Origin of the sequence: Marinomonas algarum (assembly GCF_020532605.1) — a bacterium.
Classification (GTDB): domain Bacteria; phylum Pseudomonadota; class Gammaproteobacteria; order Pseudomonadales; family Marinomonadaceae; genus Marinomonas; species Marinomonas algarum.
On record NZ_JAJATW010000004.1, the window covers coordinates 108,713 to 128,186 of the forward strand.

At 47.0% G+C, this 19,474-nt stretch carries 18 protein-coding genes and 1 tRNA gene; 15 read left to right on the forward strand and 4 right to left on the reverse strand.

Annotated features, from left to right (window positions below; translation table 11 throughout):
- Nucleotides 1-3 precede the first annotated feature (3 nt).
- The 4 genes from LG368_RS04660 (at nt 4) to LG368_RS04675 (ending at nt 3,400) form a co-directional block, all read left to right on the forward strand.
- Complete coding sequence (locus LG368_RS04660; protein WP_226753569.1) at nt 4-546, forward strand: YggT family protein; 543 nt, start codon at nt 4-6, stop codon at nt 544-546.
- A gap of 242 nt (nt 547-788) precedes the next feature.
- Complete coding sequence (gene coaD, locus LG368_RS04665) at nt 789-1,274, forward strand: pantetheine-phosphate adenylyltransferase (protein WP_226753570.1); 486 nt, start codon at nt 789-791, stop codon at nt 1,272-1,274.
- Between the two features lie 122 nt (nt 1,275-1,396).
- Nucleotides 1,397-1,648 (forward strand): YfhL family 4Fe-4S dicluster ferredoxin, encoded by a 252-nt coding sequence (locus tag LG368_RS04670; RefSeq protein ID WP_226753571.1) that lies wholly within the window; start codon nt 1,397-1,399, stop codon nt 1,646-1,648.
- Between the two features lie 18 nt (nt 1,649-1,666).
- Nucleotides 1,667-3,400 carry a potassium/proton antiporter gene (locus LG368_RS04675; protein ID WP_226753641.1) on the forward strand — a complete coding sequence of 578 codons (1,734 nt, stop codon included), beginning with the start codon at nt 1,667-1,669 and terminating at the stop codon, nt 3,398-3,400.
- 48 nt (nt 3,401-3,448) lie between these two features.
- Here LG368_RS04675 and LG368_RS04680 read toward each other — a convergent pair whose 3' ends face one another.
- Entirely contained in the window at nt 3,449-4,549 is a 1,101-nt protein-coding gene (locus LG368_RS04680) for a potassium channel family protein (RefSeq protein WP_226753572.1), read from the reverse strand.
- A 56-nt stretch (nt 4,550-4,605) separates the two neighbouring features.
- Nucleotides 4,606-5,082: a tRNA (uridine(34)/cytosine(34)/5-carboxymethylaminomethyluridine(34)-2'-O)-methyltransferase TrmL gene (gene trmL, locus LG368_RS04685; protein WP_226753573.1), complete on the reverse strand. Its 477-nt coding sequence runs from the start codon at nt 5,080-5,082 to the stop codon at nt 4,606-4,608.
- 119 nt (nt 5,083-5,201) lie between these two features.
- On the opposite strand from trmL, the gene LG368_RS04690 reads away from it, so the two are divergent.
- The 6 genes from LG368_RS04690 (at nt 5,202) to LG368_RS04715 (ending at nt 10,444) form a co-directional block, all read left to right on the forward strand.
- Nucleotides 5,202-5,277, forward strand: a tRNA-Phe gene (locus LG368_RS04690).
- A gap of 249 nt (nt 5,278-5,526) precedes the next feature.
- The gene (locus LG368_RS04695) at nt 5,527-6,402 is read left to right on the forward strand and encodes an MYG1 family protein (RefSeq protein ID WP_226753574.1); all 876 of its coding nucleotides are present in this window, start codon (nt 5,527-5,529) and stop codon (nt 6,400-6,402) included.
- A gap of 82 nt (nt 6,403-6,484) precedes the next feature.
- Nucleotides 6,485-7,543: an extracellular solute-binding protein gene (locus LG368_RS04700; protein WP_226753575.1), complete on the forward strand. Its 1,059-nt coding sequence runs from the start codon at nt 6,485-6,487 to the stop codon at nt 7,541-7,543.
- Nucleotides 7,544-7,611: 68 nt separating this feature from the next.
- Nucleotides 7,612-8,736, forward strand: a complete 1,125-nt coding sequence (locus LG368_RS04705) for an ABC transporter ATP-binding protein (protein ID WP_226753576.1) — start codon at nt 7,612-7,614, stop codon at nt 8,734-8,736.
- Nucleotides 8,720-9,589 (forward strand): ABC transporter permease, encoded by an 870-nt coding sequence (locus LG368_RS04710; RefSeq protein ID WP_226753577.1) that lies wholly within the window; start codon nt 8,720-8,722, stop codon nt 9,587-9,589. Before LG368_RS04705 ends, LG368_RS04710 begins: the two co-directional genes overlap by 17 nt.
- 3 nt (nt 9,590-9,592) lie before the next feature.
- The gene (locus tag LG368_RS04715) at nt 9,593-10,444 is read left to right on the forward strand and encodes an ABC transporter permease (RefSeq protein WP_226753578.1); all 852 of its coding nucleotides are present in this window, start codon (nt 9,593-9,595) and stop codon (nt 10,442-10,444) included.
- Nucleotides 10,445-10,538: 94 nt separating this feature from the next.
- Here the strand turns inward: LG368_RS04715 and LG368_RS04720 are convergent, their stop codons facing one another.
- Both LG368_RS04720 and LG368_RS04725 read right to left on the reverse strand, forming a co-directional pair.
- The gene (locus LG368_RS04720; RefSeq protein WP_226753579.1) at nt 10,539-11,342 is read right to left on the reverse strand and encodes a DUF1338 domain-containing protein; all 804 of its coding nucleotides are present in this window, start codon (nt 11,340-11,342) and stop codon (nt 10,539-10,541) included.
- A 108-nt stretch (nt 11,343-11,450) separates the two neighbouring features.
- Nucleotides 11,451-12,332 (reverse strand): LysR family transcriptional regulator, encoded by an 882-nt coding sequence (locus tag LG368_RS04725; protein ID WP_226753580.1) that lies wholly within the window; start codon nt 12,330-12,332, stop codon nt 11,451-11,453.
- A 160-nt stretch (nt 12,333-12,492) separates the two neighbouring features.
- On the opposite strand from LG368_RS04725, the gene amaB reads away from it, so the two are divergent.
- The 5 genes from amaB to LG368_RS04750 all read left to right on the forward strand — a co-directional run bounded on the left by amaB (nt 12,493) and on the right by LG368_RS04750 (nt 19,428).
- Entirely contained in the window at nt 12,493-14,037 is a 1,545-nt protein-coding gene (amaB, locus tag LG368_RS04730; protein ID WP_226753581.1) for an L-piperidine-6-carboxylate dehydrogenase, read from the forward strand.
- Nucleotides 14,038-14,232: 195 nt separating this feature from the next.
- Complete coding sequence (locus LG368_RS04735; protein WP_226753582.1) at nt 14,233-15,504, forward strand: NAD(P)/FAD-dependent oxidoreductase; 1,272 nt, start codon at nt 14,233-14,235, stop codon at nt 15,502-15,504.
- A 149-nt stretch (nt 15,505-15,653) separates the two neighbouring features.
- Nucleotides 15,654-16,568 (forward strand): LysR substrate-binding domain-containing protein, encoded by a 915-nt coding sequence (locus LG368_RS04740; protein WP_226753583.1) that lies wholly within the window; start codon nt 15,654-15,656, stop codon nt 16,566-16,568.
- A 183-nt stretch (nt 16,569-16,751) separates the two neighbouring features.
- Nucleotides 16,752-18,281 carry a 2,3-bisphosphoglycerate-independent phosphoglycerate mutase gene (gene gpmI / locus LG368_RS04745; protein WP_226753584.1) on the forward strand — a complete coding sequence of 510 codons (1,530 nt, stop codon included), beginning with the start codon at nt 16,752-16,754 and terminating at the stop codon, nt 18,279-18,281.
- A gap of 7 nt (nt 18,282-18,288) precedes the next feature.
- On the forward strand, nt 18,289-19,428 hold the full coding sequence (locus LG368_RS04750; RefSeq protein WP_226753585.1) for a murein hydrolase activator EnvC family protein: 1,140 nt from the start codon (nt 18,289-18,291) through the stop codon (nt 19,426-19,428).
- Nucleotides 19,429-19,474 lie beyond the last annotated feature (46 nt).

Consider the following 19,474-nt stretch of genomic DNA (forward strand, 5'->3'; position numbering starts at 1 on the left):
GTTATGAATTCAGATCCATTTATTATGCTTATAAAGGTTATTGCTAACCTGTATTTGTTTATTGTGTTGTTGCGTCTTGTTCTGCAACTGACGCGCGCAGACTTTTACAATCCCATCAGTCAAGGTATTGTCAAAGCAACCAGTCCGCTCGTTTTGCCTCTGCGCAAAATTATTCCTGCCATTGGACGTCTTGATACGGCTTCTTTGGTGCTGGCTTTTGCGGTGCAGTTTTTAACCGTCTTTTTAGTATTGAGTGTTAAAGGCATTAGTGTATCACCGGTTTCTTACGCTATCTTCACCTTGGCGGGCACGCTGTACCACCTGTTAGACCTGTATTTTTGGGCGATGCTGATATCGGTTATTTTAAGCTGGGTGGCACCGGGGGCAAACCATCCAGGTGCCATGTTGGTCGGGCAAATTACAGCGCCTTTATATCGAACGTGTCAGCGTGTGATTCCAACATTAGGGGGCTTAGACCTATCGCCGATCTTTATTTTTCTGGCGATTTCCTTTTTGAAACAGGTGTTAATGCCCTATAGTTTTTAGTCTTGTCAGCGCCTCTTTGCTAGTGAGCAGAGAGGCGCAGGGCTACTTTGTTTTTTGTTATGTTTCGTTTCTAATACCAGAAACCTATATGATTCTGCGTTGAGATTGCTATCATCGCATTTCAGTGAATTGAGAACAGGGGCGTATTCCTATATGATGCGACCTTTAAACGGGCATGAGCGCGAACAAGAAAAAGGTTCGTTACCCGACGTTCTCCCTTATTAATTGTTTGGATGAAAGCTATGAAAACGATTGCGGTTTATCCGGGGACCTTTGACCCGATTACGAACGGCCACACGGATTTGGTTGAGCGCGCATCAAAGCTGTTTAATAAAGTGATTGTTGCCGTGGCAGCGAGCCCAAAAAAACGCCCTGCTTTGTCCCATGAAGTACGTATTTCATTGGCTGAAACAGTGTTAGGACATCTTCCTAACGTTGAGGTGGTGGGGTTCAATAACCTATTAACAGAGTTTACTCGCTCAGTAAATGGGCACGTTATTATCCGCGGTTTGCGTGCGGTGTCTGATTTTGAGTATGAATTTCAACTTGCCAATATGAATCGTGCGATAGCGCCCGATGTTGAAAGCATCTTTCTGACACCGTCTGAGAAGCATTCTTATATTTCATCGACGTTGGTTCGAGAGATTGCGTCATTAAATGGTGAGTTTGGTAAGTTTGTCGATCCGGCCGTAAAACGTGTTCTACAAGAGCACTTCCAAATTACGTAACTTTTTTGTCAAAGCGTTAGACACAACGACCTAGCTCAAAATCAAATCACCCGAATCCAAGCGGTAAGTAAAAAGATTAGCTGGTTTTGGGTGAGCGTGTGGCTGGCTTTTAGGAGAGCAGAATGTCTCTTATTATTACTGATGAATGCATCAATTGCGATGTGTGTGAGCCTGAGTGTCCAAATGAAGCGATTTCTCAAGGTGATGAAATCTACGTCATTGAGCCCTCAAAATGTACTGAGTGCGTTGGACATTTTGATGAACCGCAATGTCAGCAGGTTTGTCCTGTGGATTGTATTCCTCTCGATCCAAATCGTCAGGAAAGCGAAGAACAACTCATGGAAAAGTACTTAACGTTAACAGGTCAACTCTAAAAAACAGGTTGTGACGCCATCGATACGAATGGATTTATCTTTCTAGCAGGGATCTTATTGCTCGTTAGCATTTTAGCGAGCTCTTTTACTGTACGTGTCGGTTTGCCTCTTCTTTTAGTATTCCTAGGTATGGGGATGCTGGCCGGTGAAGAGGGTATTGGCGGTCTTAATTTTGATAATACCGATATGTCCTTCTTTGTGGGCAATCTGGCGCTTGCCGTTATCCTCTTAGACGGTGGCATGCAAACTCAAACCAGTACCTTTCGTGTTGCTCTTTGGCCCTCTCTGTCTCTTGCCACCCTTGGGGTTGTGTTCACAACGGCGTCCGTCGGTACTTTTGCGGCCTGGTTGTTAGACGTTAAACTCATTTACGGCTTGCTGCTTGGTGCCATTGTTGGCTCAACCGATGCCGCTGCCGTTTTTAGCTTGTTACGAAACAGTGGTGTTAAGCTGAATGAGCGAGTAGGGGGGACGCTGGAGATTGAGTCTGGGGCCAATGATCCCATGGCGATCTTGCTAGTGGTCATGCTGACAGGCCTTATGCAAAGCGCGGAACCGTTGAGTGTGATGGCGTTTTTAGGGCAAATGGTTCAGCAATTTGCTCTTGGCATTGCTTTTGGTTTGCTTGGCGGTCGGCTGCTACTTATGGTGCTACGACGTGTTCCTTTGATTGAAGGGTTGTACGCCTTACTTATTATTTCGTTTGGCTTGGCGGTGTTCGCTGGCGTCAATATGCTTGGCGGGAGTGGCTTTCTTGCGGTGTATCTCGTTGGTTTAACCGTTGGTAATGGCCGTATCAAGCAACTTGATGCAATTTCTCAAGTGATGGACGGTTTGGCTTGGTTAGCGCAAGCGGGTATGTTCTTGTTGCTTGGACTTTTGGTGACGCCATCTAGCTTGTTGACGCATGGTCTTCAGGCAGTTGCAATTGCGGCATTTTTGATTTTTGTTGCTCGCCCTTTGGCGGTGTTTGTGTGTTTGCTGCCATTTGATTTTCGTTGGCCGGAGCGTCTTTATATTAGTTGGGTTGGGTTACGGGGGGCTGTACCCATTGTTCTGGCTCTCTATCCTGTTATCGCGGGATTGACCAACGCAGAACTCTTGTTTGAAATTACCTTTACTGTCGTATTGATTTCCTTGTTATTACAAGGGTCGACTGTGCCGCATATGGCGCGCTGGTTGAAGATTGTTGTGCCGCCTGCTCCGGCGCCGACAACGCGTTATGCGCTCATTAATGATGAAACACGACCTGCCCTAGAATTGTATGAGTTTGTTGTACAAGCAGAAGGCATACGAATCCCTGGCTCTATCCTACAAAATGTACCCAGTGAGACCGTCTCCACACCACAGCTCGTGTCTTTAGTGCGAGATCATCAGCCCAAGGTGGTGAATGCGAGTACTTTATTGCAACCCGAAGACCGTATCTGGATGCTGCTGCACCCAAGCGATGTAAACGATGTGGCGCAGATCTTTTCACAGCAAGCTTCAGGCTCGTTTCTACTGCAGAATTTCTTTGGTGAATTTGCGGTGCGTGGCGATGCACCATTGATTGATTTGGCAAAAGTATATGGTGTGCCTTTAGACGACCTTGACCCAGCGGAAACCGCGGCAGAGCTGTTGCAGCGTAAGCTTGGTAAAAGTGTGGTGGTGGGCGACCGAGTACGATTTGGAAATTTACGCTTAACCGTTAGACAGATGAATGGCAACCAAATTGAAAGTATCGGGCTCAAGTTACAAAGCAAATCCCCATGAGCCCAGTCAGATTTCGCTAACGATCAGTCTCGTTAGCGCTCCGTGTGATTACGTAAAGTAATCGCTGATTTCTTCCAAAGGCGGGATGACTTGATCGTCATTGATCAAGATGATCAAACCTTCTGCATCTATCGTGGAATACGTTTCTGGGTGGGTGATAATGCTGCCATCCTGACATACATAGCCTAATGCCGTACCGATGTTTTTTTGGATTAATGTTGTCACGACTTTCGCCCAAGTAACGTGGCTGAGGTGTACATCCAATCGAATGGTATGATCACCTTGGTGGCGGAATAGATCTTCTAATACCTGCTCTGTGCCCGGAGCGATTAATGATCGGACCAACATCTCAGGATAAGCTCGCACGGGTCTGATTACGGCTTTTGCGCCGGCTGCTTTGAAGCGAGGTCGATTTGAATCATTGATGGCTTCGGCCATAATAAAAGCGCTTGGGTTAAGTGCTTGAATGCGATGCAGTGTGTCAAAGGTCAAGCTGTCTGAGTGACTGTCTTGAACATCTTGGCAAAGCACAATGATGTATTTTGCGTTTTGCGCATTAGCGGCTTCTAGCATTCCGTCTTCCAGTGCGTCGCCAGTATGGTGTACGACGCCTTTTGAACGGATCTCTATAGGGAGCCCTTCGGGAAACGCGGTGGTTAAAATTTGGATGGGCGTTTCGGCTAATTCAGGGGTATTAATAATTTGATTAATCAACAGCTTTAAGTAGCGTTCCGAATCGTACTTCGGTGTATTCACTATCAGTATATGGTTTTGCATATCGTCCCACTCCATACGGCCTTTGATGCGCATTTCTTTGCGTATCAGCCTAATTTCGACATAGTCACTGGCAATTTGTGCGAGCAATGTGATGCCCATTCCGTAAATTAAAACAATGGTGCAAAATTGCCCCCAAAAGGAGGCAGCAGAGATATCTCCATAACCAGTGGTGCTGGCTGAAGTCATGGTGAGCCAGAATGCTTGCCACCAATTCAGGTCTTCAAAAAACACCATTGCCAAACTGTGCGACGCGATAACGCCTGCAAACAACATGAGGCGTTTTCTTAAATCATCGGTTTCGTGTAAATGTACTTTTTTACGGAATTGGCGCCGTTTATTGTTGCGTTTTAATAGCAAGCTTATCGCGTTCATTGTGCCTCTTTTGTATGCTTTTTGAGCCCAGTGCTGACATCCTTATTGTGCGCCTGTTATTGTTTATCGATATCTGTCATGGCGTAATCCAATTGTCGCCAAGATTCATACACCATTACCGCCACGGTATTAGAGAGGTTTAAACTGCGAGAATTGGCTTGCATAGGTAAGCGTAACCTTTGTGGTTTGGGTAGCGCTTCAATAAATTCAGCAGGTAGGCCTCGAGTTTCCGGACCAAATACGAGAACATCGTTTTCAGCAAAACGTGCTTCACTGTGTGTGCGGCTACCTTTTGTGGTCAGCGCGTAAATCGTGCCGATGTCGTTTTGATCAACAAAGGCTTGGAAGTCTGGATAGCGTTTCAGTCGGGTGAACTCATGATAGTCCAACCCTGCACGACGCAACTTCTTGTCTTCTAACTCAAAGCCCAAAGGCTCGATGAGATGTAAATGGAAGCCTGTGTTAGCACACAAACGAATCACATTGCCGGTATTCGGTGGAATTTCTGGTTGGTAAAGCACGATATGTAACATGGTTTTATCTCCTTGATATAAAGGGATAATACCAGAGCCGACCGAAAATCTAAGTTTTTAATTTTTTTTAAAGAAAAGTGTTGACCTTAAAAAAGGTTTCCCTATAATACGCACCACTTGCCCAGATAGCTCAGTCGGTAGAGCAGAGGATTGAAAATCCTCGTGTCGGCGGTTCGATTCCGTCTCTGGGCACCATAATTAAAGAAAACCTGCTTTTATAGCAGGTTTTTTTTTGCCTGAAATTTATGTTTTCTTTTATTCACGAACTCTGTCATCCCTCTGACGACACCGGACAAGTGGTGTTGTTTGCTGTAACCTACGCGTCAATATCCTGTTTATCCTCGAAGAATATAAACTAAGGCGGTTCTTTGTCCTTAGAACCCTGTTGTAGTCCATTTTTCGTGTTTGACGTGCCTAAAAATAGCCCCAATCAAAGAGTGTAAAATGTCCCAGTCTATCCCAACGGTTGTTACCCATAACGGAAATTTTCATGCCGACGACGTGTTCAGTGTCGCTGCGTTGAAGAGCCTTTTCCCATCCATTCATCTTATTCGTACCCGTGATCTCGCCATTATGGCGGAGGCCGACATTGTTCTGGATGTGGGCGGTGTTTACGACGCAGAAAAAGGTCGGTTTGATCACCACCAAAAAGGCGGTGCAGGGGCTCGTGAAAATGGCATTCCGTTTTCCTCGTTTGGACTGATTTGGAAAAAATACGGTCTAGACATATGCGAGGGAAATCAAGACGTTGCCGCTTCTATTGATAAAAATTTGGTGTCTACCATTGATGCGATCGATTGTGGTCATGTAGAAGGCGTTATGACAGGCATTAGTTTGAGCCAGACCATTTCCATGTTCAATCCTACTTGGCAGGAAGAAGCGGATTTTGACGCTTGCTTTGATGAAGCCGTGGCTTTTGCCGCACGGTTATTAGAGCGCTTTATTGCTGCTGCCAGTGGTGGTGTCAACGCAAAAAGCATTGTTGCCGATGCGATTAAAAACGCACAAGATCCAAGAGTCATTGTGCTTGAACAATACACTCCATGGAAAACCACCGTGTTGAGATTGTCCCAAGAGGCGTTGTTTATTGTCTATCCGTCACAAACGGGTCAATGGCGCATACAAACTGTCCCCGTTGAGCTGGGATCGTTTGAAGACCGCAAAAAATTACCGGAAGCATGGGCAGGCTTGTCAGACGAGGCTTTACAAGGGGTAACCGGTCTAAACGACGCGATGTTCTGTCATAACGGACGCTTTATTGCAGGTTGTGCCTCATTTGAAAACACCATGAAAATGGCAGAAATGGCGCTGGCTGATTAGTCGGACTGTCACAAAAGTGTCTTGATTCGCTGTTAGCCTTGGGTGTAGTCTAAAATTTAATCGTTATCACGAGAGGTCAGTAATGAAAAAAACAAGTGTATTGTCTATTGCCATTGCTCTATCAATGTCTGCATCTGCCCAAGCTGCTGAAGAGTTACGTCTTTTAACGTGGGGAGGCTATGCACCTCAAAATGTTATTGACCTGTTTGAAAAAGAAACCGGTATCGAAGTAAAGGTAACTAATTCAAATAACGAAGAAATGATTTCAAAACTGCGGGCGACCCGTGGCTCAGGGTTTGACTTAGCGCAACCCAGCCAAGACCGTGTATTGGGTGCTCAGAAAGACCACAAAATATACAAGCCGCTAGACCTTAGCAAAATTGATCGTGCTCAGTTCATCCCCTCTATGCTAAGTGCAACTGAAGGTCAGTCGACGTTAAAAGGGGAGGTGTACGCTGTTCCTCATGTCTGGGGATCAAGCGGTTTGGTTGTGAACCGTGCCGATGCTGCAGACATCAAAGATTATACTGACCTTTGTAACGCCGCCTATGAGGGAAAGGTGTCTTATCGACTCAAGCGTCCAACACTGATTGGTTTTGCCTATGCTATGGGAGAAGACCCGTTTGCTGCGTATTCTGACGAAGATAAATATCAGCAAATTATGGACAAAGTAGGCCAAAAGTTGATGGATTGTAAGGACAATGTGAAAACCTATTGGAGCGGTGGCGATGCGCTTTTAAATCTTATGCGCTCGGGTGAAACCGTTGCTGCTATGGCATGGGATGCGGGCGGTTGGAAGTTAAACCAAGAGAATGCAGATATTACCTTCGTGGCACCAGCGTCAGGCGCCTTGGGCTGGATCGATACCTTTGTGCTTCCGCGTAAAACAAAGAATGAGGAAGCGGCCTATAAATGGATTAATTTTGTGATGCAGCCAGACATTGCGGCCATGATCACAGATTCAGCAGGTAACTTCACCGCGTCTAAAGGTTCAGATGAGTATGTTGATGCCACGTTAAAGTCTCAATACCAGGCGAGCTTTTCAGCCGCGGACATTGATAACATCAAGTGGTATCCACCGGTACCTGCTGGGTTAGAAAAAATCGAAGGTAAAATACTGGACCGCGTCAACGCTTACTAATTTTACCTTTTTCCTGTCAATATTATGCCCACTTATCTGTGGGCATAATTTTTTTAAGTGATGATATTATGCAGACGCCTCCTATTGATCTTGCGTGCGAAAATATTTGCAAGCACTTTGCCCAGTTTACGGCCGTGAATGACGTTTCTTTCACAATCCCCAAAGGCTCTTTTTTCTCCATTCTTGGACCCTCCGGCTGTGGTAAAACGACGTTGTTGCGTATGTTGGCGGGTTTTGAGTCACCGTCGACGGGTGATATCAAAATCAAACAAACGTCTGTTTTAAACGTGCCGCCGAACAAGCGCCCAGTCAATATGGTGTTTCAACACTTGGCACTGTTCCCGACCATGGATGTGGCGCAGAACGTAGGTTACGGATTGCGCCGGCAGGGAGTGGCAAAGGCTGAAATCGCTGAACGAGTTGCCGCAGTATTACAGCGAGTAGGCTTGCCAGACAGTGGTAAAAAGCAGGTTAGCCAGCTATCGGGTGGGCAGCGACAGCGTATTGCATTAGCACGTTGTCTTGTATTGAACCCCACCTTGTTATTGTTGGACGAACCTCTGGGGGCATTGGATTTAAAGTTGCGTGAGCAGATGAAAATTGAGCTCAAACAGCTGCAAAAAGAGTTTGGCACCACCTTTGTGTACATTACCCATGACCAATCAGAAGCATTGGTGATGAGTGATCAAATTGCCGTTATGAATCATGGCAAGTTTGAACAAGTAGGTACGCCCCATGAGCTTTACTATGAGCCCAAAACGGCTTTTGTTGCTAGCTTTGTTGGGGACAGTAACCGTTGGTCTGGTCGGGTTACACAGCAAACGGGTGAGACCTTACAGGTGACGACTAAGGACGGATTAACGTTGCAAGGGGTCGCTCAAGGAGGCACATTTGATGACGCGTCCGAGGTGGATATCTTTGTTCGGCCCGAAGCCATTCATGTGAGCCGCTTAGTCCCCCAGATACGACTCGATAACCAGCTCGAATGCACGGTGAATAATATTTTATTCGACGGTGCTAAGTCTCAAATCATTGCGATTGAAGAGAAAAGTGGGGGGCGTATTATGGTCGCTATGCCGCAAACCGCCGACTTTAAAGATTTAAAAATTACCGATACGCTTTATCTTACCTTCAGTACTGAGCAAGCCTTGTGTTTTAGTCATTCTCAGGAGCTTGATGATGTCGACCATTAGCCGCTCTCGTTCGCCGATAAAGCTAGGCATGTGGCTATTGTTAGCGCCTTTGTGCCTATGGTTATTGCTACTGATTATCTTGCCGCATTTAGAATTGCTGACCTATTCCCTTAGTGCCCCCGATGAAGGGGGCTTTACCTTTGAGTTCTATGGCGAGTTTTTTGGCGAATCCTTGTATTGGCGTACTTTTCTTCGAACGGCGGTGATGTCTATTTTGGCAACCATATTAACCTTGCTGATCGGTTTTCCTGTGGCTTTTTTTATTGCCAAGATGATCAAAGGGCGCTCAAAAGGCATTTTGTTTGCCATGTGCCTGATTCCTTTTTGGGTCAGTGAGCTGGTGCGTACGTTTGGCTGGATGATTTTGCTACGAGAATCAGGTGTCATTAGTACCGCATTACAATGGCTTGGATTCATCGACTCAGGGGTGGAGCTACTGTACACAGACGCCACCATTATGTTGGGGTTGGTCTACAGTGCCATGCTCTTTATGGTGGTGCCGCTTGTGAGTACGCTGGATAGCCTAGACGATAGCTATATTGAAGCGGGTTACGATTTAGGCGGCAATAACTGGAACATCTTGCGGGAAATTGTTATTCCACATGCCATGCCGGGCATTGTTTCTGGTTGTATTATTGTGTTTATGCTGTCTCTAGGAAACTATCTGACCCCAGTATTATTAGGGGGCAAAGACAGCCTGTGGTTTACCGAGCAAATATACACCCAGTTTATTACACGCTTTAATTGGGAGCAGGGCAGTGCCTTTGGTATCTTGCTGTTGATCTTGTCTTCGCTCATTGTGTGGCTTGGCCTCAAAGTGACCGGTCAATCTTTCACTAAGACGATGGGGTAAGCCATGATTCCTTCCATTAAACAATCGCGTCGCTTTTACCGTGTTTATCACAGTTATTTGGTGCTGTTTTTTGTATTTCTGTCAGCACCACTTCTTGTTGTGGGGGCCTTTGCTTTCAACGACAGTCTTTTTCCCTCTTTCCCGTGGGAAGGCTTTACTTTCGACTGGTTTTTTAACGAAGCCGGTGACAAGGTAGGGATTTTGTTTGACTCTGAATTGCTAGAAAGTATCGCTTTGTCTTGCGGTATTGCGATCGTTACAACGCTGTTTGCAACACTGGTGGCCTGTACCAATGCGTTTTTATTCGAGCGTTATGACTTTTTTGGCAAGTCTTTTTTGTATGTTTTGATGCTGTTGCCTTTGGTGATACCGGGAGTGTTACTAGGAGTATCGATTTTAGTGTTTAGCAGCCAAGTTGCGAATTACTTTGAAGATTATTGGTTGATTGATTTAGAGTTTTTACGCCCAGGTTTGCCTCTGGTGGTGATTGGGCAATTTGCTTTTATCACCACAATTTGTACATTAATCATCAGTGCAAGATTGAAAAAATTCGACCGGACACTAGAAGAAGCCGCACTCAATCTAGGGGCATCGCCTTTAATGGCCGTGTTTACCGTGACTCTGCCATATTTGAAACCAGCGCTGATTGGTGCCGCCATTGTCAGTTTCTTGATGTCGTTTGAAAACTTTAATACGACGTTTATGCTGGTAGGTTCTGACGCGCCCTTGACCGTGGCCATGTTTGAACGACTCCGGGAAGGCAGTACGCCTGTATTGAATGCGTTGTCGGTGCTGTTAATGTTGGGGTCAGCAGTGTTGGCAATTGCAAATATGTCGATGCAGAAGAAAGACTGATACAGTCAACGATTATCCACTAAGTCATGATCATGAAAACAAAAAAGGCTTGAGAAATGTCTTCTCAAGCCTTTTTTTCTGGTTACCTATGAGCTTATTTATTACTGGTTGAATCGAAGATCTTATCCGCGTTACCTTCAATAAAGCTGTCGAATAATACGCCATTTTTCATTGGGTGGCGGCGAGCAAACTCATAAAAGCAGCTGGGTATTTTTTGCTGTGAACCATCGGCAAAGGTGTAGTCGATTTTATCCGCCATGGTGGAAGACTGCTCTAGGCAGGAAGCGGGTGTGCCCTTGATGACGCCACCCACTTGGTTCAAAGCGTACCCTTCGCTTTCCAGTAAGGCATTGACTTCTTTAATGGTAGAGAACTTTTTCAAATGATTGATACTGACAGTAAAATGATTGGCTTGTAGCCCCATGGTTGCTAGCCAAGCGGCGTATTCACTGTGCTCTGCAAGGGTTGCGTAGTCTGTTTGAGTGGGTGTTTGCCATAACTTTTCTGCCCAGAAAATGGCGGGTGTTTGTACCGCGTTGGCAGGAATCTGCGCAATAAGTTTGCCAATGATCTCTTGGCAAGACTGAGGCAGTTCGTCAACGAGCAGTTCCGATAGAAAAATCTTAGGGGCGTCGACGTCAGTCGTGTGTTTGTAGCAACGTGCTTTTAAATGCTTGCTTTCAAACAAGAAAGCGCCATAGGCCTTGTAGCCAAGAGCGTCGAGTTGTGGCTCAAGTTTTTCCAGTGAGATGGGCGAATGATTAAACGTTCGAAAGGCCACATGATCGTTTAATACGGTTTCACCCTGTTGCTCAAACAGTTGTTGGATGTTGTAAGCCTGAGGGGTCACTTTGGTGTATTGATTCCAAAGTGCATCAAAAAAAGTGGTGGGTGTCATAAAGAACTCCTGCTGCATTGACTCATCATAATGTCATTTATCACTCACTCTAGTGGACAAAGGCATGCCAATGCAAAAGGTAAAAATGCACCTATTGATGCGTAAAAGTTATGCGAGCCTTGGCTCAAGGGGCAAAGTAATAGGCAAAGGTTGAGCAAACAACTGCTGTTTGGCCGTTAATATGGTGTTGATTAGGTGAGCAGGAAAGCTCTGTTGTTTATTGTGCGCCAATCCAACCACGCGTTTCAATTTGACGTCGTTTAAAGGGCGCAAACACAAATCGCTGCGACCTCGAGACGAATGTTCGGGAATCAGGGAAATCCCCAGCCCTGCCGCCACCAAATCCAGTGCGTATTCCTCGGTTTTTACCTGCGCTCGGACGTCGGTGGTGAGCTCTTGTTTTTGCATCAGATAATTCCACGATTCCAAGATGTCGCATGGCGTACGAGAAATAAACGGCTGTTTGTCGATTTGCTTGATCGATAAAGACGGGAAATCTGCCAGCCAATGATCAAGGGGCATGGCGATCACGTAATCGTCTTCCCATAATGGGTAAAACACATCTTCTTCCGACGTATAACGGCTGCAGGTAAAGCGTAAGTCGGCACTTTCGGATTCGTCGACCAGCTTTAAGGTCAGCCCATGCACTTCGTCGAGCATGGTTTTAATCACTTGACTGATTAAGGCACCGGACAAGAACGGCGCGAGCGAGATAGACAAACTCAACGGAGCTGGGTGGTCGGTAAACAGGCTGCGCATGGCGCTCAAGTCACTGACCATTTTGCACGCATGAGGGTAAAGTTGGGTGCCACTGTCGGTGGGCGATACGCCTTTAGAGTGACGGACAAACAGCTTGGTGCTTAGGTCATCTTCAAGTTGTGCCACTGTGTTTGAAATAGAAGGCTGTGCCACAAAACAGCGTTTGGCGGCGGCACTTAAACTGCGCTCTTCATACACGGCAATAAAATAACGTAATGATCGAATGTCCATCTTGCCTCCTTTTGTTTCAATATACCTATAGATCAGCCAGCTTGCTATAGCTAAAAGCTAGACCACCAGCAGAAAAACGGTATTTCTCACTTTGTCTGAGTCTGGTTTAAGGTGAAGACATTGGATATTTACTCACACACTCAGACTTTTAGAGGTTGCTATGTCACTTACTTGCTTAGACACATTAGGCGTTAACACGTTAAAACAGGGCGATATGTTTTTCAGCGTATTAACAGGTAATACCCTTGCATTAGGCGAAGGCAGTACGTTTTCGGCGCAAAGTCCAATTGACGGTGCGACCTTGTCGACGTTTAACAATGCGACACCGTCACAATTGGAGCAGGTCAATGCAGAACTAAAAGACGCGTTTAGAGTGCTGCGTACTTTGCCAGCGCCACGTCGCGGTGAATTGGTTCGTCGTATTGGCGAAGAAGCACGCAAGTACAAAAACGAATTGGCTCAAGTGATTTCCCTTGAAGCGGGCAAGATTGTTCCTGAAGCCTTGGGAGAAGTACAAGAATGGATCGACGTGTGTGATTTCGCGGTAGGTCAATCGCGTATGTTGCACGGTTTGTCTATTGTGTCTGAGCGCCCAGGGCATCGCATGATGGAGCAATGGCAGCCGCTTGGGCCCGTTGCTGTGATCACCGCGTTTAATTTTCCAATGGCGGTATGGGCATGGAACACCATGTTGGGTTTGGTGTGTGGCGACCCTGTGTTGCTGAAACCGTCTGAAAAAGCGCCCTTGTGTGCTTTAGCCATGTATAAAATTGCTCAAAATGTCATTGCTGATATGCCAGACATTCCAAAAGCGGCGGTGTCTGTGATGATTGGCGATCGTGACTTGGGCGAAGCCATTGCGTCAAGCGAGACCTTCCCATTGGTGTCAGCCACAGGCTCGACGGTCATGGGCCGAGCGGTAGCGAAAACCGTGGCGGGCCGTTTGGGGCGCTCCTTACTAGAACTAGGCGGCAACAACGCCATGATCGTCTCGGATACCGCGGATTTGGATTTGGCTCTGCGCGCCATTGTGTTCTCAGCAGCGGGCACGGCAGGTCAACGCTGCACCACTTTGCGTCGTCTGATCACCCATGAGTCCATTGTGGACGGTTTGGTTGAACGCCTGGCAAAATCTTACGGCTCACTTCGCGTCGGCCATCCGTTAGAAGAAGGTAACTTGGTGGGGCCTTTAGTAGACGAAGGCAGTTTCAATCGTATGCAAGCGGCTCTGGAAACCGCAAAACAGCAAGGTGGCGAGATCATTTGTGGTGGCGACCGTGTCACCGAAGGTGTTCCAGCAAACGGTTTTTATGTGAAACCGGCCATTGTGCGCATCGCTCACGATGCCCCTATTGTGCACGAAGAAACTTTTGCGCCTATTCTTTATGTGTTGACCTACAGCACGTTTGACGAAGCCATCGAGATTCAAAACGAAGTGCCACAGGGCTTATCTTCTGCGGTATTCACCGAAAGTATGCGAGAAGCCGAAGTCTTCATGTCGCCAGCGGGCTCTGACTGCGGTATTGCCAATGTCAACATTGGCACGTCTGGTGCAGAGATTGGCGGTGCCTTTGGTGGTGAGAAAGAAACCGGTGGTGGTCGTGAGTCGGGTTCCGATGCATGGAGAAACTACATGCGCCGTACGACGAACACGGTGAACTACGGCGGTGATTTACCGCTTGCACAAGGCATCGTCTTTGAATGAGCAATGCTGTGTTTTGAATAAACCGTGATTGCATACTACATTTAAACGGTGGAGGAAGACCCTAGTTTGGTCCAATAAAGGTGAGTGTTAGCTCGCCTTTATTGGTTTTACTGCTCATTAGTGATGAACAAAAATCTTACTTATCCTGAATGGTTTGTGTGAAGAGCGTGTAAATGCTCTTTGGAGGTCGTTGATATGGCTGAACGTATATGTGATTCATTGTGGCGTGCCAGTGCGCCCCCAGGTCCTGAGTTGTCCCCGCTTAAAGGCTCCCACGATGTTAAGGTCGCCATTGTCGGTGGCGGTTTTACTGGACTTTCTGCCGCGCTGCATTTGGCTAAATTTGGTGTGTCTGTGGCGGTGATCGAAGCACAAGAAATTGGCTTTGGTGGGTCAGGACGGAACGTTGGTTTGGCTAATGCCGGACTGTGGTTGGAGCCTGATCAGCTAGACAAAGCCATTGGTACGGAAGCGGGAAAAGTGCTTTATGATGCTTTGGCCGTGGCACCGGACTATGTGTATGGTTTGATCGCAGAATACGATATTCAATGTGAGCCGGTGCGTAACGGCTCCTTACACGCTGGCGTCGGTAAAGCAGGACTGGCACAGTTACAGCGGCGTTATGCGCAAATGGCACAGCGTGGTGCGCCGGTGCAACTTTTAAATTCTGCTGAAGCGCAATCGCGTATTGGCTCGACGAAATTTAACTCGGCGTTGTTTGACCCGCGTGCGGGTACGATTCAGCCGTTGGCTTATGCCCGAGGCTTGGCGCACGCCGCGCTTAAAGAAGGCGCGCACTTGTATGATTTTTCTCCTGTGAGCAGCATAGTGCCACAAGACAATGGCTGGCTATTGAGTACGGCAGAAGGTGAAATTCGTGCCGAAAAAGTTATTCTGGCGACCAATGCTTACAGCGAACATGGTGTGAAAGAACAAGCTCGTAAATTCGTACCGATTCACTACAGTCAACTGGCGAGTAAACCGCTCAGCGATGCGCAGTTAGCGGTAGTGCTGCCAAATAAAGAAGGTGTTTGGGATACTTGTACCGTGATGAGCTCTTTTCGTTTGGACAAACAAGGGCGTTTGGTGTTTGGTGGCATGGGCGGAGAAGGGAATGTGTTGTCTAACTGGGCGTCGCAACGGGTGGCGGAAATGTTTCCGGTTTTGAGTAAAGTCGAATGGGATTACTGCTGGACAGGACAAATTGCCTACAGCGAAGACCATTTGCCCCACTGTCAGCAATTACAGCGTGGTTTGTACAGTGTGGCAGGCTACAGTGGGCGGGGTATTGGGCCGGGCACGATTATGGGTAAGGAATTAGCCGAGTGGTTTACCGATCGTCGAGAAGCGCTATCGGTGCCCACCACGGTGTTGCGTAATATCCCAATGCGAGAGTTAAAGCGCTTATTTTACGAAGTAGGGGCACAAACATATCACCTTGGACAACGCTCACACGCACTGGATTAAAAAACGCCATCTTATTGATTTTATTGCCATTAGTGATTGTTCAAAAAGACGCATCTTTAAGGTGCGTTTTTTTGTTTTACGGTTGGGAATTAAGAGAAAGATAAGATACAGTTAGCATCCTCCTGTTTTTATCAATGAGCAAGGTCGCCATGCGCCGTTACATTCCATCATCAACCGCGTTGAAGTGTTTTGAAGCCTCGGTACGACACTTGAGTTTCACCAAGGCGGCCGAAGAACTGCATTTAACACAAAGTGCGGTGAGTCGTCAGATCCGTAACCTTGAAGCGTTTTTATCCCGTGATCTGTTTATTCGCTTGAACAAACGCTTGGTGCTGACAGGAACGGGAGCCGCTTATTACAAGGAAGTTGTTCCCTTGCTGGATGGTATGGAAAACGCCTGCTTAAAAATGCTTCATCGGGAAGACGAAAAAACCACCCTGACTATTTCGTCGTTGCCGACACTGGCGTCTCACTGGTTGATCCCTTTGCTGGCGGATTTCCAGTTATCCCATCCGCAGTTTCAGATTAAGGTACGTTCTCTGGATGATGCCGCCAAAATCGACCCTGAAAGCATTGATGTCATTTTGCATTACGGTGGGGATCATTGGCCCCGCGCCATTTCTCATCAAATGATGCGTGAAAAAGTCATCGCAGTATGCTCCCCGGACCTTCTAACGCGGATTTTTGGGTCATCGGTGGCAGCATGTCGTGCAGAGGACGTCGTGCAGTTTCCTTTTTTGCATTTGTCATCGCGTATTAATGCTTGGCCAGATTGGATGGTGTCGCAAGGGTTAGAAAGTGGCTCTTTTGCTGGGGCATCGTTTGCGCATTTTCATATGGTGTTGGAAGCGGCAAAAAACAGCATGGGCATCGCGATTATGCCAATCATCCTAGCGCAACGCGGCTTGCAAACCGGTGAGCTGGTAGCACCATTTGGCGAGGCGGTGCCTACGCCCCATGAGTACTTACTGTCTTATCCTGTTGATAAAGCAGACCTCGAACAGGTGGTGGTCTTCCGTGATTGGCTATTGGCGAAACTGGCCGTTGACGACCTGACGCATTAAAACGTACTTCTTTTACCTGCTCTCGTTTATTTCTTTAGCCGCTGGTTGCCAGAGAATAACCTGATGACGTCATCCGCTATTAATCTTATTTATGCTTCTGATCCTTTTTGTTATCGGTAACAAACCGACTTGCCTGTGATAGTATCAAGCCATAAATACGATCAATTCACAGGACAAGTTAAGATGAATAAAAAGACCACCGCCCTTTTTATCCTTGATGGATGGGGATACAGCGAAACATCAAAATCCAATGCGATCACAGCTGCCAATACCCCTAATTGGGATGCACTGTGGGAAAACCACCCTCATACTTTGATTAAAACATCAGGTTTAGCGGTGGGTTTACCAGAAGGGCAAATGGGTAACTCCGAAGTCGGTCATATGAATTTAGGCGCTGGGCGCGTGGTGTACCAAAACTTTACACGTATTGGCAAAGCCATCGATGACGGCAGCTTTTTTGATAATGCTGCACTGGTTAATGCGGTGGACAAAGCGGTCAGTGCGGGTAAGGCGGTACACATATTAGGCTTGTTATCCGCGGGCGGAGTGCACAGTCATCATGAACAAATTATGGCCATGTGTGAACTGGCCGTAAAACGCGGAGCGAATGCGGTGTATGTGCATGGCTTTACCGATGGACGCGACACCCCGCCACGTTCTGCTCACACACCGATTGTTGAGCTAGAAGCCAAATTGGCTGAGCTTGGTGTAGGAAAAGTTGCGACGTTAACCGGCCGTTATTTTGCTATGGACAGAGACAACCGTTGGGAGCGCGTGCAAACGGCTTACGATGCTATTGTCCAAGGCAAAGGCGTTTTCCAAGCAAACAGTGCAGAAGAAGCACTGCAAGCAGCTTATGATCGAGATGAAAACGATGAGTTTGTCAAAGCCACGGTGATTGGTGAGGCGGCTCCAGTAGAAGATGGTGACGCAATTGTGTTTGCAAACTTCCGTCCTGATCGCGCTCGTCAATTAACGCGTGCGTTTACAGAGCCTGAGTTTGACGGCTTTCCTCGTGCTGTGTTGCCATCCCTGGCGGCTTTTGTCACCTTTACTGAGTTCGCTTCGGATATTAAAGCCGATGTGGCTTTTCCTCCTGTTGCTTTGAGCAATACCTTAGGCGAAGTTTTGGCGAAGCAAGGTAAAAAGCAACTGCGTATTGCCGAAACAGAGAAGTACGCTCACGTCACTTTCTTTTTTAATGGCGGCGAAGAAGCCTTGTTTGATGGCGAAGAGCGCGAGTTGATTCCATCTCCTAATGTGGCGACTTACGATTTACAGCCTGAAATGAGTGCGCCAGAAGTGACTGACAAGCTGGTGGAAGTCATTGAAGCGGGTAAATACGATACGATCATTTGTAACTTCGCGAATGGCGATATGGTCGGGCACAGTGGTGTGTTTGAAGCGGCTGTAAAAGCCGTTGAAGCGGTCGATGCGTGCTTAGGTCGTATTATTACGGCATTGAATAAAAATGGCGGGCAATGCCTCATTACAGCCGATCATGGCAACGTTGAGCAAATGCTGAGCGACGATGGTGCACAACCCTTGACCTCTCATACTATTGGTCCTGTTCCTTTGGTATTGGTGACACCAACCGCTGGTTTGGGCATAAAAGAAGGCGCCTTGTGTGATTTAGCACCAACAATATTGGCTATGATGGGGCTGGAAAAACCCACAGAAATGACGGGCGCGAGCTTGCTAACGCGAGTGTGAGGCGAACATGAAGGCATTCGTCCGCAGTCTTTTTCTTTGTCTGACCTTCCTGTCCAGCGTTAGCTGGGCAGCGGGAGAACCACAAACGCCAGAAGAAGCCAAACAGCAAATTCAGGCGTTACAGCAAGACTTAAAAAAACTTAATAGTTGGTTAAAAGAGCTGAAATCGGAGCGTTCCGGTGTGGAAAAACAGCTTGAAAGCAAAGAAAAAGACATTCAAGAGTTGCTCAAAAGCATTCAGTCTATTCAAGACAGTTTAAAAAAAGGTGAGCAGCAACTGGGGGAGTTAAGAGTTCAGCAAGGCTCCTTACAACTCAGTATTCAGCAACAAAACGAACAAATAGCCGCCCAATTAAGGGCGGTTTATCGTTCTGGCAACGAAGAAAGCATCAAGTTGCTGTTAAACGGCAATCATGCCGAGGAAGCCGAACGCCTCGTGCAATACAACCGTTATGTTTCCAATGCACGCCAATCTTTGATTAATGGGTTTATCATTGAAGTCAGTGATTTAAATCTAGTGGAAAAAAGCATTCGTAGTCATCGGGCACAACAAGCCCAAGAAGCCGCAGAATTAAAAGCAGAGCAAAAGCGTTTAGTTAATCAACAAGCGGATCGTCGTACGCTCTTGGCTAAGTTGGACGCTGATCTGACTCAAGGCGACAAGCGTGCTAAACAAATTCGACAAGACCAGTCTAACCTACAAAGTATGCTCAAACAGTTGGAAGAAGCACTCGCTGATATCCAGTTGCCCGATCAAGATGTGCCATTCTCTTCTCAACGCGGTAAATTAGTACGTCCTCTAAATCGACTCACAGAGCTGTCTTCTAATGGCAGTGTGAATTTAGGTGGGGTGGCGTTGAAAGCGGAAGAAGGGGAGCCAGTTCGTGCGATTTTTTCCGGTCGAGTCGTATTTTCTGATTGGATGCGCGGGTTTGGTTTCTTACTTATTCTAGATCATGGTGACGGATACATGTCATTATACGGCTATAATCAAAGCTTATTGAAAGACGTTGGTGAGTGGGTTGGGGCGAGTGATACCATCGCCATGGCTGGCAGCACAGGAGGTCGGGCAGACTCTGCGCTTTTCTTTGCGATTCGGCACAACGGTGCGCCGTTAAAGCCCCTTGCTTGGGTTAATGCAGGTTAACGCTTTGCTCAGTAAGACGTACCCGCTGTCCAAAGGGTCATTCAAA